This is a genomic window from Streptomyces sp. NPDC087844, from assembly GCF_044742785.1.
Classification (GTDB): Bacteria; Actinomycetota; Actinomycetes; order Streptomycetales; family Streptomycetaceae; genus Streptomyces.
Genome location: NZ_JBIUVD010000002.1, coordinates 220,193 through 233,907, shown reverse-complemented (window position 1 = coordinate 233,907; position 13,715 = coordinate 220,193). Strand labels below are relative to the sequence as shown.

The following is a 13,715-nucleotide window of genomic DNA, read 5'->3' as shown; positions in this document are numbered from 1 at the left end:
GTCACGCCTCAACGCCCCTTAGTTGCTTGGTTGTTCATTCGGTCGATCGGTCGGTCCCCCAGGTCCTGCGGCACAGCATCGGGCGCGGCGCGGGCCGCTGAACATGACCTGGCCATGACTCACAAGGAACTCCCAAGGGAGAGCCGGTCCCGTTGTCGGTGCTCGCGCCGATACTGGGGGCATGACCGCTCACGAGGGGGCGACCGTGCTGGTCGTCGAGGACGAGCCGAGCATCGCGGACGTGCTGACCATCGCCCTGCGCTACCACCGCTTCGAGGTGATGACGGCCGGTACCGTCCGCGAGGCGCTGACGCTGGCCGAGCGCACGCGCCCGGACGCGGCGCTCCTCGACGTGATGCTCCCGGACGGCGACGGCCGGGCGCTGGGCCGTGAACTGCGCGTCGGACAGCCCGATCTGGCCCTGGTGTTCCTCACCGCGCGCGACGCGCCCACGGAGGTGGTCGGCGCGCTCGCCTTCGGCGACGACTACATCACCAAGCCGTTCAACATCGACGAGGTGATCGCCCGCATCACCGCCGTGCTGCGCCGCACCCGCCCCTCCGACGTCCTGCCCGAGCGCCCGCCGCTGCGCTACGGCGACCTGGAGCTGGACGAGACGACGTACTCGGTGCACCGCGCCGGCCGCACGGTCGAGCTGACACCCACGGAGTACGCGCTGCTGCGCTTCCTCGTGCGCAACGGCGGCCGGATCGTGCCCAAGGAGCAGCTGTTGCGGCACGTCTGGCAGTACGAGCATCCGGCGGAGTCGACCGTCGTGGAGACGTACATCAGCTATCTGCGGCGCAAGCTCGACTCCCTCGGCGCCCCGGTGATCACGACCCGGCGCGGCGTCGGATACGGGCTCGCGTGATCCTCCGGCGCTGCCGCGGGCACGGCATCCACTCCCTGCGCGGCAAGCTGACGGTGGCCAATGTGGCGCTGCTGGCACTCGGCATCGTCGTGGCGACGGCGGTGAGCCTGATGGGCATGCGGTACTACCTGCTGGACCAGGTCGACTCGGAGCTCCTGAGGATGCGGGACTCCCTGGAGAGTACGCAGCTGACGGCGCGCCAGATCGACTCGCTGAGCGCGCTGGCCTTCATCCGGGAGGGGAGGGCGCCGGAGGCGCAGGGCCCGCCGGACGCGGACTCGCTGTTCGCGGTGGTCGACTCCGGGGGCCGGGCCCTCACGCTCGGCACCTTCGAACCGACCGCGAACCAGCGCGCGCTCGCCGCGGCGGTGGGCGATCCCCGCGCGCTCACCGGCGACACGGACCCGCGCGACGTGACGGTGGACGGTTCCCCGTTCCGGGTGATCGGCGCCTCGCTGCCCGACGGGTCCGTGATCCTGGTCGCCGGCTCCACCGACGCGCTGCACAAGGGCATGGCCAAGGCGCTCAAGCTGGATCTGTTCTTCGGGGTGCTGCTGCTGGCGCTGCTCGCCGTCCTGACGATGCTGAGCGTGAGCCGGCGGCTGCGCCCCCTGGAGGACATGGTGGAGACGTCGTCGGCGATCGCCGAGGGGGATCTGGCCCGCCGGGTGCCGTCCAGCCACCACCCCACGCAGGAGGTCGAGCAGTTGCGGCTCGCCCTCAACTCGATGCTGCAGCAGGTCGAGGTGGCGTACCGGACACGGGAGCGCAGCGCGGCCCAGCTGCGGCGGTTCGTCGCGGACGCCTCGCACGAGCTGCGTACACCGCTGTCGGCGATACGTGGCTATCTCCAGCTGTACGACAAGGGCATGCTGCGGGAGCCGGCCGAGCGCAAGCGTGCCTGGGACCGGATGACCGGGGAGGCGGACCGTATGGGCCGCCTGGTCGACGAGCTGCTCACGCTCGCCCGCCTCGACCAGCAGCCCGAACTGCGGTTCCGGAACGTCGACCTGAGCCGTCTGGTGCGGGACGCGGCCGAGGATCTGCGGGCCCAGCAACCGGGCCGCCCGGTGTCGGTGAGCGCCGAGGGGGCCCTCCTCGTACGGGCGGACGAGTCGGGCCTGCGGCAGGTGCTGGGCAATCTCGTGGCGAACGTACGCACGCACACGCCCGCGGACGTCCCGGTCGCCCTCGGTCTGGAGCGGGTCGACGGGGTGGTGCGGGTGCGGGTCGCCGACGAGGGGCCGGGGCTGGCGGAGGAGGATGCCGCCCGCATCTTCGACCGGTTCTTCCGGGCGGGTGGGGGTGCGGGGAGCGGGCTGGGGATGGCCATCGTGCAGGGGGTCGCGGCGGCGCACGGGGGTGAGGTGGCGGTGACGACTTCGCCGGGGGCGGGCCTGGCGGTGACGGTGACGCTGCCCTCCGGGCTGTGTGCGGGGTGAGTTCTCCCCTGGGGGGCGATCGGCGAGTCGCGAGGGCGCTGCCCCGGTGGGGGCTGGCCGCGCAGTTCCCCGCGCCCCTCAAGAGCGGGGCTACGCCCCAGCTTTGCCCCCTGAGGGGCGCCCTCAGGGGCGCGGGGGACTGCGCGCTCACCCCCCACCGGCCCGCAGAGTCATTCACGGGGGCCCGCTCTCACCCAGGGGCGCGGGGAACTGCGCGGCCGGCCACAGATCGGCCGCGCCCAGGGGACTACCGCGGGGCCGGGACCAGGGCCCAGACCGTTTTGCCGTGGCGGCCCCGGCTCCAGACTCCCCACGCGGTCGTGAGGCTGTCGACCAGCCGCAACCCCCGCCCCGACTCCTCGCCGTCCTCCCCGATCGACCGCAGCCGCGGCTGCGCGGCGCTCTCGTCGGAGACCTCGATGAGACACGACCCGTCCGCGAGCGTGGTCACCGCGACCTCGAACTCCCGCTCCAGCAACGGCGCGTGCCGCACCGCGTTCGTCGCGAGCTCGGACACGAGCAGCACCACGTCCTCGAACGCCCGCTCCCCGGAACTGTGACCCCAGTTCGACAGATGGTCACGCACCCGGCGCCGCGCGAGCCCGACGGAAGCCGGGTGCCGGGGCAGCCGGAAGGAGTTGCGTCTCAACACGTTTGCTCCTCCCCCCGCGCACGCCTCCGTCACATCATGCTGCGTGACGCGGACCCGATGCGTCACGCGCGCAATTGCAACCCCGCGTGAACGCGACAGCCGGTCGCCGTGCCGGCCCCGTCGGGGCTCCACAACCGGAGGGCCACCTGCCGTCCGACAGGCACCCCGGCCTCCCACGTACGCACTGCTCAGCCGCTGATTCAGGCCCTGTCGCGGCGCGACGGCCGGCGTCCCGCACGTCACGGTTCACCGGATCATGTGAAGGTTCCCGGCCGCACACCCACGGCCGGCGCCCCGTCGACTGGCCAGAAGCAGCCGGTCGGCGCGCCCGCGCCTCAGGCCTGCTGGGAGGCCAGCTCCACGACCGTGATGTCGGACGGCGCTCCCACCCGGGTGGGCGGCCCCCACGCACCGGCGCCCCGCGACACGTACAACTGCGTGTCGCCGTAGCGCTCCAGACCGGCGAGGGTCGGATTGGCGAGGTCCGCGACGAGGTTGCCGGGCCACAGCTGACCGCCGTGGGTGTGCCCGGAGAGCTGGAGGTCCACCCCGTGGTCCACGGCGTCATGGATCTGTACGGGCTGGTGGGCGAGCAGGACACACGTCCGGTCGCGGTCCCGGTCTCCGAGGGCCTTCGCGAAGTCGGGCCCCTGCCCCTCGTCCTCCCCGGCCAGGTCGTTGACACCGGCGAGATCGAAGTGGGCCAGCTCGGTGCGGTCGTTCTCCAGCGGGTTCAGCCCCAGTTCGCGTACGCGCGCGACCCACTCCTCGGCGCCGGAGAAGTACTCGTGGTTCCCGGTGACGAAGAACGAGCCGTGCCGTGCCCTCAGTTGCGCGAGCGGCGCGGCGGCGGGTCCGAGGTCCTTCACACTGCCGTCGACGAGGTCGCCCACGACCGCGATCAGGTCGGGCTGCGTCGAGTTGATCGTGTCGACGACCTTCTGGGCGAACCCACGCCCCAGTACGGGCCCGAGGTGGATGTCGCTGACGACGGCGATCCGGTACCCGTGGGCGGCCCTCGGGAGCTTGGCCAGCGGCACGGTGACCCGCTTCACCTTGGGTCCGCTCAGGACGCCGTACGTCCCGTACCCCACGGTGCCCACGGCGGCGGCCCCCGCGGCCCCGCCCACGACCCGCGAGATGAGGAGCCGGCGCGAGGGGCCTGCGGTCGTGGTGGCGGTCGTGGTGGCGGTCGTGGTGGCGGTCGTCGGCGTCCCGGAGGGCCGCTCGGCCTCCCGGGCCGGAGCCTCCCCGGCCGCCGGCGCCCCCGCCGGGACATGCGCGGCCTCGCGCACCTCCGTCGGCTCGGCCGCGGGCTCGGCCGCAGGCGCCGTACGCCGGTCCAGAGCCCTCCGCAGCAGCGGTCGCACGGCCTCGCCGACCAGCAGCGCCACCAAGAGGTACATCGACAGCGCCATCCACAGGAAGCCGGGCCAGGCCAGCACCTGCTGCAGCCAGAACGGCGCTCCCGTCCGCTCGGACGTGATCGCCGCGAACATGAGCAGCGGCCCGCCGACGATCACGACCGTGCCCACGCGCCGCGACACCCCGGGCCGCGCTGTCGTGTCGCGCACCAGCCGGCGCCACAGATACCAGTGCAGCCCCCCGAACACGGCCAGGGCCAGAACCACGACCACGACGAACACGATGACCACGCGACGACTCTCCCGTTATGACGTTATGGCGTTATGGCGTTGTGCGGTACGACGATGCGCCACTGCGGCGCTGCGGCGTTACGACTGTGCGGTGTTACGACGACGACGTGTGGCGCAGGGCCCGGACACCGCGCAACCCGATGCCCCCGACAACCGTCCCCAAGACAAAGGAGACAACGGCGAGCGTCAGGTGCACCCAGAAGTACCCGGTCGGATCGCCCGCGTCGTCGAAGGCGAGCCCGCTGCCGTCCTTCCAGAGATTTTTGATGAAAGTGACCCAGATGACCCAGCTCCACACTCCGAAGGCGAGCAGGAACCAGGAGAGGGGACGGCTGAGCTTCATGGGTTCAGTATCGCCGTCCTCGAACGGAACCGGCGCCCGGGGTGGGTCCGGCCACGGCACCCGGCCCGGTGGCGGAAAAGCCCCTGTCGGAAAGGGCCCGGTCGAGGAGGCCCCTGCGACTTCCCTCCCTGCGCCCTGTACGTTCTCGACCGTGCCCGCCATGAAAAAGACCGCCAAGCCCTCCTTGCTGGTCACTTCCGCCACCCTGTTGTCGTTCTCGCTCGCGCTCACGGTGACCGCCACCGCGCCCGCCGCCGCAGCCGCGTCCGCCTTCGCGGCGGACAAGCCGAAGCCGACCCCTTCGGCCAGTCCCTCGGCCACACCACCGGCGGGCATGTCGTCCGTGGGCGGCGCCCTGCTCGCGCGGCCCGGAACCCAGGCGAACCTCGGCATCGGCGCGCCGGTCCTCCCGAAGGATCTGAGCGCCCGCTCCTGGATCGTCGCGGACGCCGAGTCCGGCGATGTCCTGGCGTCCCACAACGCGCACTGGCGGCTGCCTCCGGCGAGCACCTTGAAGATGCTGTTCGCCGACACCGTGCTGCCCAAGTTCCCCAAGAAGCAGAAGCACAAGGTCGTCCCGGCCGACCTGGCCGGCATCGGCGTGGGCTCCAGCATGGTGGGCATCAAGGAGGACGAGACGTACTCGGTCCACGATCTGTGGCTCGGCGTCTTCCTCCAGTCCGGCAACGACGCCGTGCACGTCCTTTCCGCGATGAACGGGGGCGTCGACCAGACCGTCAAGGACATGAACGCGCGCGCTGAGGAGCTCCAGGCGCTCGACACGAACGTGGTCAGCCCGGACGGCTACGACGAGAAGCACCAGGTGTCGTCGGCGTACGACCTGACCCTGTTCGCGCGTTCCGGCCTGCAGGACGAGGACTTCCGGGAGTACTGCTCGACGGTCCGCGCGAAGTTCCCCGGCGAGACCAAGAAGAACAAGAAGGGCAAGACGACCCGCGGAACCTTCGAGATCAACAACACCAACCGGCTGCTGGCCGGCGACGTGGGACTGGACGCCTACCCGGGCATCGCGGGTGTGAAGAACGGCAACACCACGAACGCGGGCGCGACCTTCACCGGAGTCGCCGAGCGCGACGGCAAGGTGCTGCTGGTCACTGTCATGAACCCGGAGAAGAAGGAGCACAACCAGGTCTACAAGGAGACCGCCAAGCTTCTCGACTGGGGCTTCAAGGCCTCGGGCAAGGTCTCCCCGGTGGGCGAGTTGGTGCCGCCCAAGGGCGCGGACACGGGTGCGCAGCCGGGCGCGAACGCCTCCGGTGAGGCGGGCGGTTCGGGTGACGGCGCGGCCAAGTCGAAGGCGGTGGCCGCCTCGTCGAAGACGGACGGTACGGGCGGTTCGGGCGGTGTCGGCATCGCCCTGGCGATCACCGGCGGCGTCCTCGCCCTGCTCGCCGCCGGTGTGTTCCTGATCAACCGCCGCTGGCCGCTGCCGGAGCTGATGCGTCGCCGCCGCTGAGGTCCGCGGAGTCGTCCGTCGCGGTCGGCCCGTCCGCCTCCTTGTGCCCCGTCGCCGTCCAGGCCGCGCAGAAGAGCAGCAGCTTGGACGTGAAGTTGATCCACAGCAGCAGCGCGACGGGCACACCGAACGCCCCGTACATGCTCTTCGCCGCGACTCCCTGGATATAGCCGCTGAGCAGCAGTTTCAGCAGCTCGAACCCGGCGGCGCCGATCAGCGCGGCGACGACGAGGCGGCGCCGCTCCGGCTGGACGCCGGGGAGCAGCGTCAGGAGGTACAGGAGCAGCAGGAAGGCGGCGAGGACGGCCACTGCGAACGCGGCCACCCTCAGCAGCACCCCGCCCCAGCCGCCCTCGTCGACGCCGAGCTGCCGGGTGGTCCAGCCCACGGCGGTCGACGCCAGGGTGGAGGCGGCGAGCGTGACGAGCGCGGCGCCGCCGAGGCCGACGAGTACGCCGCCGTCCACGAGCTTGCGCAGAATCGGGTTCTCCTCCTCGTCCGGCAGCTCCCAGACCGCGCGCAGGCACTCGCGCATCGAGCCGATCCAGCCGATGCCGGTGAACAGCAGCAGGGCGCCCGCGATGAGTCCGACCGTGCCGGCGTTGTCGACGAGAGCGCCGATGTCGAGTTGTTCGGCGATACCGGGGATCTGCTCGGCGATCTTGTCCTCAAGCGTCCGCACCCCCTTCTCGTCGAGGGCCGCGGCCGCGATCGCGGCGGCCACGGTGATCAGCGGGAAAAGCGCGAGGAAGCTGATGAAGGTCATCGCCGCGGCGAGCCGCGTCCACTTCACCCGGTCCAGCCGTTCGTACGAGCGCCAGGCGTGCGTGAGCATCAGCCGTGCGACCAACGGGCCCACGACGGGGAGCTTTCTCAGCCAGTCCATGATCCGACTCTGCCCTCGCCTCGGAAAACCAATGTCCTCGTACCCCAGAAGCGCAGGACCGTGGCGAGCGCCATGCCGATCCCCGCGCCCGACACGGTGTCCGCGCGCGGTGAGGTGAACCCGAGGCCGTAGTGGCTGACGAGGATGCACAGCAGTTGCACCAGGGCTCCCGCGATGTTCACCCCGAAGAAGATCCCGTACTGGAGCAGGCTCGTGGTCGTGTGCCGGTAGGTGCCCAGCGCGTTGCCCGCGTACGCGACCGAGCAGCCCGCCACGAACGACAGGGCCTTGGCGGTCAGCGGGTCGAGCCCGGCCGGGCCGCGCAGCCAGAGGAAGAGGGTGAGGTCGGCGGCGTACGCGAGGAGGCCCGCGGCGGCGAAGCCGAGCAGTTCCCGGCGCCGCGGCCGGCCCGCGTGCGGCGGGGGCGCCCGGCGCACGCCTCCTGTTCCCGCGCGGTGCGCCCCGCTCACCAGTTGGCCACCGCCAGGCCGTACATGGCGAGCCAGGCCACGCCGATCAGGGCGAGCGCGCGGTCGCGCAGGACCACGTCCTCGGGTTCGCCCGCGGTGCCCCGGTCGGCGAAGACCGCGTACCGCAGGACGGCGAGGATGAAGGCGACCATCGACAGCTGCCGCCAGGGCAGCACGCTGGTGTGCGGCAGGCCGCCCTCCTCCAGGGCCCACAGGCAGTAGCCGAGGACGGCGACCGAGGCGGCGAGCTGCCAGACGAAACGCAGGTAGCCGACGGTGTACTCGGTGAGCAACGCGCGCGTGGCGCCCGCCTTCCCGGCCATCTGGACGGCCTCGGAGTAGCGCTTGGCGGACACCATGAACAGCGCGCCGAAGCCGGTCGTGATCAGGAACCAGCGCGACAGCGGGATGCCGAGCGCGAGCCCGCCGATCATGGCTCGCATCAGGAACCCGGTGGTCACCACGGCGAGATCGACGACCAGGACGTGCTTGAGGCTGACGCAGTACGCGAACTGCATCCCCAGGTAGGCGGTGAGCAGCGCCGAGGTGAGCGGCGAGCACACGAAGGCGGCCACGGTCGGGGCGACGACGGCGAGAACGATCCCCGCGGAGTAGGCGACCGGGACGGGCACCACGCCCGCGGCGACCGGCCGGTGACGCTTGACCGGGTGGGCGCGGTCGGCGTCGGCGTCGCGGGCGTCGTTGACCAGGTAGACACTCGCCGCGCAGGCCGTGAACAGCACGAAGACCAGGGCGACCTGGATGAGGGCGTGGCGTGAGAAGAGCTCGCCCGCGGCGGCCGGGGCGGCGGCGACGAGGACGTTCTTGACCCACTGTTTCGGACGGGCGGTCCTGATGAGCCCCTTCAGGAGGCCACTTTTCGGCGGCGCGGACTGTTTTCCCGGTGTCCTTTCCGGGCTTCCCGGGCTCCCCGGGCTCTCCCGGCTCTCCGGGCTCTCCGGGCTCTTCGAACTCCCCAGAAGGGCCGTCTCAGCCATGGTCACGGCCTCCTGTCATCCAGCGGGCGCCCAGCCGGGCCGTCACCGCGCCGAGGGCGGCGCCCGCGGCGACGTCCGAGGGGTAGTGGACTCCTACGACCACCCGCGACACGCACATCGCGGCGGCCAACGCGGGCACCACGCGCGCGCCGAGCGCTCCGAAGGCCACGGCGGCGGCCACCGCGGACGTGGCGTGCGAGCTGGGGAAGGAATGCCGGCCCGCGGTGCGGACCAGCGGCTCGACATGGCCGGGGCGCGGACGGCGTACGAGCCGTTTCACGCCCATGCTGGCGAGGTGCGCGCCCGCGGTCAGGGCCGTGCCGCGCAGCCAGGCGCCGCGCCGCTCCCGGTCCGCGGCGGCTCCCGCGAGGCCCGCCGCGAGCCACAGCGCGCCGTGCTCACCGGCCAGGGACAAAACCCGCGCGGCGGCGGCGACTCGGGGGCCGGTGCCGCGTGCGTGCAGGGCCGTGAGGATCCGGTGGTCCAGGTCAGGGCGCTCGTCGTGGTGGTCCATGGGGACTCACTGTTCACGTCAACACCGCTACAGCTCCGGCAATATTGAGCGACATCCCATTAATCACCCATTTCGGGGAGGAAAGGGATGTAGAGGGATGTTAGGTAACTAAAGGAGACTTCCGCTCGATACGGTCACTGACATGTCTACCGACACGGTTTCCGTCACGGGGTGGGGCCGCACCGCTCCCACCGCAGCCCGCCTGGTGCGCCCCCGTTCGTACGAGGAGGCCGTGGCGGCCGTCCGGGAGTGCGGGGCCCGCGGAGGCATCGCGCGGGGCCTGGGACGGGCGTACGGGGACGCGGCGCAGAACGCGGGCGGGGCCGTGTTCGACATGACGGGGCTCGACCACGTCCACGCGATCGACGCGGACGGCGGGACGGTGCTGTGCGGCGCCGGTGTCTCCCTGCACCGCCTCATGGAGGTCCTGCTGCCGCTGGGCTGGTTCGTGCCGGTGACGCCCGGGACCCGCTATGTGACGGTCGGCGGGGCGATCGGCGCGGACATCCACGGCAAGAACCACCATGTGTCCGGCTCCTTCGCCCGTCACGTCCTGTCCTTCGAACTGCTGACCGCCGACGGCCGGATCCGGATGGTGGACCGGGGGACGCCCCTGTTCGACGCCACGGCTGGCGGAATGGGCCTGACCGGCGTCATCCTGACGGCCACCGTCCGGTTGCAGCCCGTCGCGACGTCGTTGATGTCCGTCGACACGGAACGCGCCACGGACCTGGACGACCTGATGGCCCGCCTCACGGCCACCGACCACCGCTACCGCTACTCGGTCGCCTGGATCGACCTGCTGGCGCGCGGGGCGGCCATGGGCCGCTCGGTGCTGACCCGGGGCGACCATGCCCCGCTGGAGGCACTGGCCGACCGCACGCGCGCGCGTAGAGCCCCGTTGGAGTTCCGCCCGGGACGTCTTCCCGCCGCGCCCTCCTTCGTCCCCGAGGGCCTGCTGGGCCGTACGACGGTAGGCCTCTTCAACGAGCTCTGGTACCGGAAGGCGCCCCGCGCGCGGGTGGGCGAACTCCAGCGGATGTCCACCTTCTTCCACCCGCTCGACGGCGTGCCGCACTGGAACCGCGTCTACGGGCGCGGCGGTTTCGTGCAGTACCAGTTCGCCGTCGGATACGGGCAGGAGGAGGCCCTGCGCCGGATCGTGCACCGCATCTCGCAGCGCCGCTGCCCGTCCTTCCTCGCCGTCCTGAAGCGGTTCGGCGAGGGCGACCCGGGCTGGCTGTCCTTCCCGATGCCCGGCTGGACCCTCGCCCTCGACATCCCCGCGAACCTGCCGGGGCTCGGCAACTTCCTCGACGAGCTGGACGAGGAGGTCGCCGCGGCCGACGGGCGGGTCTACCTCGCCAAGGACTCCCGGCTGCGGCCCGAGCTGCTCACGGCGATGTATCCGCGGCTCGGTGAGTTCCGGGCGCTGCGCGAGGAGCTGGACCCGCGATCCGTCTTCACCTCCGACCTGTCCCGGCGCCTCGGGCTCTGACGCCGGCCACCCGCCACCACCCTGTCGGCCCCCTCCCACTAGGAGTTCGCTTCCATGAAGGACGCCTTCGGCATCCCCCAGTCCCTGCTCGTCCTCGGCGGCACGTCCGAGATCGGGCTCGCCACCGCACGACGGCTGATCACCCGCCGCACCCGCACGGTGTGGCTCGCGGGCCGTCCCTCACCCGGCCTGGAATCGGCCGCCTCGGGGCTGCGCGAACTCGGCGCGGACGTCCGTACCGTCGACTTCGACGCGCTCGACCCCGACGCCCACGAGGCGGCCCTCGGCAAGGTCTTCGCCGAGGGGGACATCGACATGGTCCTGCTCGCGTTCGGCGTCCTCGGCGACCAGTCGCACGACGAGAACGAGCCCGGTGCCGCGGTACGGGTCGCGCAGACCAACTACACGGGCGCCGTGTCGTCGGGACTGGTGTGCGCGCGAGCGCTGCAGGCGCAGGGCCACGGCTCCCTGGTGGTGCTCTCCTCGGTGGCGGGCGAACGGGCCCGCCGCGCCAACTTCATCTACGGCTCCAGCAAGGCGGGCCTCGACGCGTTCACCCAGGGCCTGGGGGACGCGCTGTACGGCACGGGCGTCCACGTGATGGTCGTACGCCCCGGCTTCGTCCGCTCGAAGATGACGGAGGGCCTGGAGGAGGCCCCGCTCGCGACGACTCCCGAAGCGGTCGCCACAGCCATCGAAACGGGTCTGCGCCGCCGCTCCGAAACGGTGTGGGTACCGGGCGCGCTACGGGTGGTCATGTCGGCGCTGCGGCACGTCCCGCGGGGCGTGTTCCGCCGCCTGCCGCTGTAACCGTGCCCCCGTGGGGCTGTGCCCCCTGAGGGACGTGTGGGCCATGCCCCCTGAGGGGCGCGGGAAACTGCGCGCCAGGCCCCCACCGACCCGCAGCCCGGCACCGAACCCGAGACTCCCCGAACCCGGAGCCGAACCCGGAGCCGTACCCGGGACCCGGAGTTGTACCCGGGACCCGGGACCCGGGACCCGGGACCCGGAGCCGCGCGCAGCGCGCAGCGCTACCTCTTGAGCGACACGATGACGGCCTTGTTCATCGGGTCACCGCTCTGGTTGACCTGAACCTGGCCCACGCCAAGAACCTGGTCGGTGCCGGGCACCGACTCCACGGCGGACAGCCACAGCGACTGCCGCGAGCCGTCCCTGACCCCACCCTCGCTGGGCAGCCGAGACCGCTTGATCTTCGTACAGGCCCCGTCACCGGTGACGTACCGGCTGCCGTCGAGGAAAACCCCGCCGACGCCGTCGCGGGCCACGGGAACGCGCTCGGCGCAGTCCCCCTGGGCGTCGGCCACCTCGCTCCAGCGGGCGCCGTCCCAGCGCAGCCGAACGGCCTCTTCCTGAGGCTCGTTCTCCCCTTCGCCATGGTTGAAGCTGTGCGTGCCGTACGCCCGGACGTCGTCGGCGGCGAAGGCCAGGACCCGGGCGATCGAGGCGCTGGGCTCGGCCGGCACCGGGTCGGGGTAGCGGTACTCGGGTGTGTCGGTCAGCCGCCAGGCCTTGCCGTCCCAGTGCACGGCGGCGGGCTGCTGCATCTCGTGGCCGTCGGTGCCGTCACCGGTGCCGCGGTAGCCGGCCGCCCACAGGTCGTCGGAAGCGACGCCGTCGAGCGAGGTGGCGGTGACACCGTCGGGCAGCGTCACGGCGCTCCACCGCGCGCCGTCCCAGTGCTGGAACCGGGACTCGGTGGTCAGGGCCCAGACGTCGTCGGCCGCGAAAGCCTTCACCTCGGTGACCCGGCCGCCGCCGGGAGTCCTCGGAAGAACGGTCCACTTCGCGCCGTCCCAGTGAGCCGTCCGCGACGTGGTCGTGTCCTGCACGGAGGCCGTCAGCAGGAACTCGCCGGAGCCCAGGCCGTCGAGGCGGGCCTGATGGACGCTGTCGCCGAGTACCGCGGGTATCGGCTGCCGCTGCCATCGGGTGCCGTCCCGGTGGAGCAGGAACCCCTCGCCGGACAGAGGTTCGTTGCCGCTCGGGACCGTGCCGACGGCCCAGACGTCGTCGGCGCCGTTCGCCAGCACGTCCGACAGACTGCCCTCGTCGAGGATCTCGTCGTACGCCCAGCTCATCCCGGCCGACGTCGCCCTGCCGTCACCGCGCTCCCCGCGATTCCCGCGATCGCCGCCGCCGCCGTCGTCCGTACCGCATCCGGTCAGCGCGAGGCCGAGAACGGCGAGCCCCGCCATCACCTTGCGCATGTTCCCCCTGGTCCCGGATCCCACGAGCCCCGTACTGCCGATCCAACCCGACCTGACCCAATTCTGATCTGATCCGATCTGATCTGATCAGCAGGCCGGGAGCGGGCCTCTTTTCACATGAGCAGCCTGCGGCGGTACGACCGCGCCCCCGAAGACGTAGTCGCGCAGCCTGCGCCACACGCCGTCGGGCCCCTGCTCGTAGAGCGCGAAGCCGGTGCACGGCCAGTGCGCCTCGTACTCCGCCAGTTCCTCGAAGGCACGGTCCATCGCCTCGTCGTCGATGCCGTGCGCCACCGTCACATGCGGGTGGTACGGGAACTGCAGCTCGCGCGCGACGGGCCCGGAGGCGTCCCTGACCTGCTTCTGCAGCCAGGTGCAGGCCTCGGCGCCCTCGACCACCTGCACGAACACGACCGGGGACAGCGGACGGAACGTTCCCGTGCCGTTCAGCCGCATCGAGAAGGGGCGGCCGGCCGCCGCGACCTCGACGAGATGCGTCTCGATCGCGGGCAGTGCCTCCCGCTCGACCTCTGTCGGCGGCAGCAGTGTGACGTGGGTGGGAATGCCGGAAGCCGCGGGGTCGCCGAAGCCCGCGCGCCGCTCCTGGAGCAGGCTGCCGTGTGGCTCCGGGACCGCGATCGACACACCGATCGTTACGGTCCCCACGTCGTCTCCTGTCGT

Annotated in this window: 14 protein-coding genes; 5 read left to right on the top strand and 9 right to left on the bottom strand. The window is 71.9% G+C overall.

What is annotated here, in order from left to right; genetic code table 11:
• Positions 1 to 181: 181 nt before the first annotated feature.
• Together ACIOKD_RS04650 and ACIOKD_RS04645 are read left to right on the top strand one after the other, a co-directional pair.
• Complete coding sequence (locus tag ACIOKD_RS04650) at positions 182 to 871, top strand: response regulator transcription factor (RefSeq protein WP_402078132.1); 690 nt, start codon at positions 182 to 184, stop codon at positions 869 to 871.
• Positions 871 to 2,313, top strand: coding sequence for an ATP-binding protein (locus tag ACIOKD_RS04645; RefSeq protein WP_402079177.1), 1,443 nt, complete (start codon positions 871 to 873; stop codon positions 2,311 to 2,313). The genes ACIOKD_RS04650 and ACIOKD_RS04645 overlap by 1 nt, the downstream gene beginning before the upstream one ends.
• A gap of 247 nt (positions 2,314 to 2,560) precedes the next feature.
• Here the strand turns inward: ACIOKD_RS04645 and ACIOKD_RS04640 are convergent, their stop codons facing one another.
• From ACIOKD_RS04640 to ACIOKD_RS04630, 3 genes are all read right to left on the bottom strand, one after another.
• Entirely contained in the window at positions 2,561 to 2,965 is a 405-nt protein-coding gene (locus tag ACIOKD_RS04640; RefSeq protein WP_402078129.1) for an ATP-binding protein, read from the bottom strand.
• A 335-nt stretch (positions 2,966 to 3,300) separates the two neighbouring features.
• Complete coding sequence (locus tag ACIOKD_RS04635) at positions 3,301 to 4,620, bottom strand: metallophosphoesterase (RefSeq protein WP_402078127.1); 1,320 nt, start codon at positions 4,618 to 4,620, stop codon at positions 3,301 to 3,303.
• A gap of 94 nt (positions 4,621 to 4,714) precedes the next feature.
• Positions 4,715 to 4,963: an SCO4848 family membrane protein gene (locus ACIOKD_RS04630; protein WP_402078124.1), complete on the bottom strand. Its 249-nt coding sequence runs from the start codon at positions 4,961 to 4,963 to the stop codon at positions 4,715 to 4,717.
• 151 nt (positions 4,964 to 5,114) lie between these two features.
• Here ACIOKD_RS04630 and ACIOKD_RS04625 point away from each other — a divergent pair, with 151 nt between their 5' ends.
• Positions 5,115 to 6,440, top strand: a complete 1,326-nt coding sequence (locus ACIOKD_RS04625; RefSeq protein WP_402078122.1) for a D-alanyl-D-alanine carboxypeptidase family protein — start codon at positions 5,115 to 5,117, stop codon at positions 6,438 to 6,440.
• Here ACIOKD_RS04625 and ACIOKD_RS04620 read toward each other — a convergent pair.
• From ACIOKD_RS04620 to ACIOKD_RS04605, 4 genes are read right to left on the bottom strand one after another with little or no spacing between them, the layout of a single operon-like run.
• Complete coding sequence (locus ACIOKD_RS04620; protein ID WP_402078120.1) at positions 6,394 to 7,326, bottom strand: YihY/virulence factor BrkB family protein; 933 nt, start codon at positions 7,324 to 7,326, stop codon at positions 6,394 to 6,396. The two genes, ACIOKD_RS04625 and ACIOKD_RS04620, sit on opposite strands and share 47 nt — an antisense overlap.
• Entirely contained in the window at positions 7,314 to 7,763 is a 450-nt protein-coding gene (locus ACIOKD_RS04615) for a GtrA family protein (RefSeq protein ID WP_402078118.1), read from the bottom strand. The genes ACIOKD_RS04620 and ACIOKD_RS04615 overlap by 13 nt, the downstream gene beginning before the upstream one ends.
• 29 nt (positions 7,764 to 7,792) lie before the next feature.
• Entirely contained in the window at positions 7,793 to 8,794 is a 1,002-nt protein-coding gene (locus tag ACIOKD_RS04610) for a decaprenyl-phosphate phosphoribosyltransferase (protein ID WP_402078115.1), read from the bottom strand.
• Positions 8,787 to 9,308: a phosphatase PAP2 family protein gene (locus ACIOKD_RS04605; RefSeq protein ID WP_402078113.1), complete on the bottom strand. Its 522-nt coding sequence runs from the start codon at positions 9,306 to 9,308 to the stop codon at positions 8,787 to 8,789. The genes ACIOKD_RS04610 and ACIOKD_RS04605 overlap by 8 nt, the downstream gene beginning before the upstream one ends.
• Before the next feature lie 142 nt (positions 9,309 to 9,450).
• On the opposite strand from ACIOKD_RS04605, the gene ACIOKD_RS04600 reads away from it, so the two are divergent.
• Together ACIOKD_RS04600 and ACIOKD_RS04595 are read left to right on the top strand one after the other, a co-directional pair.
• On the top strand, positions 9,451 to 10,806 hold the full coding sequence (locus tag ACIOKD_RS04600; RefSeq protein ID WP_402078111.1) for an FAD-binding protein: 1,356 nt from the start codon (positions 9,451 to 9,453) through the stop codon (positions 10,804 to 10,806).
• Between the two features lie 54 nt (positions 10,807 to 10,860).
• A complete protein-coding gene (locus ACIOKD_RS04595; RefSeq protein ID WP_402078108.1) occupies positions 10,861 to 11,616 on the top strand; it encodes a decaprenylphospho-beta-D-erythro-pentofuranosid-2-ulose 2-reductase in 756 nt (251 codons plus the stop codon).
• 221 nt (positions 11,617 to 11,837) lie between these two features.
• Here ACIOKD_RS04595 and ACIOKD_RS04590 read toward each other — a convergent pair whose 3' ends face one another.
• Together ACIOKD_RS04590 and ACIOKD_RS04585 are read right to left on the bottom strand one after the other, a co-directional pair.
• Positions 11,838 to 13,034 (bottom strand): hypothetical protein, encoded by a 1,197-nt coding sequence (locus tag ACIOKD_RS04590; RefSeq protein WP_402078106.1) that lies wholly within the window; start codon positions 13,032 to 13,034, stop codon positions 11,838 to 11,840.
• Between the two features lie 87 nt (positions 13,035 to 13,121).
• On the bottom strand, positions 13,122 to 13,700 hold the full coding sequence (locus ACIOKD_RS04585) for a 2'-5' RNA ligase family protein (RefSeq protein ID WP_402078104.1): 579 nt from the start codon (positions 13,698 to 13,700) through the stop codon (positions 13,122 to 13,124).
• Positions 13,701 to 13,715: the final 15 nt, after the last annotated feature.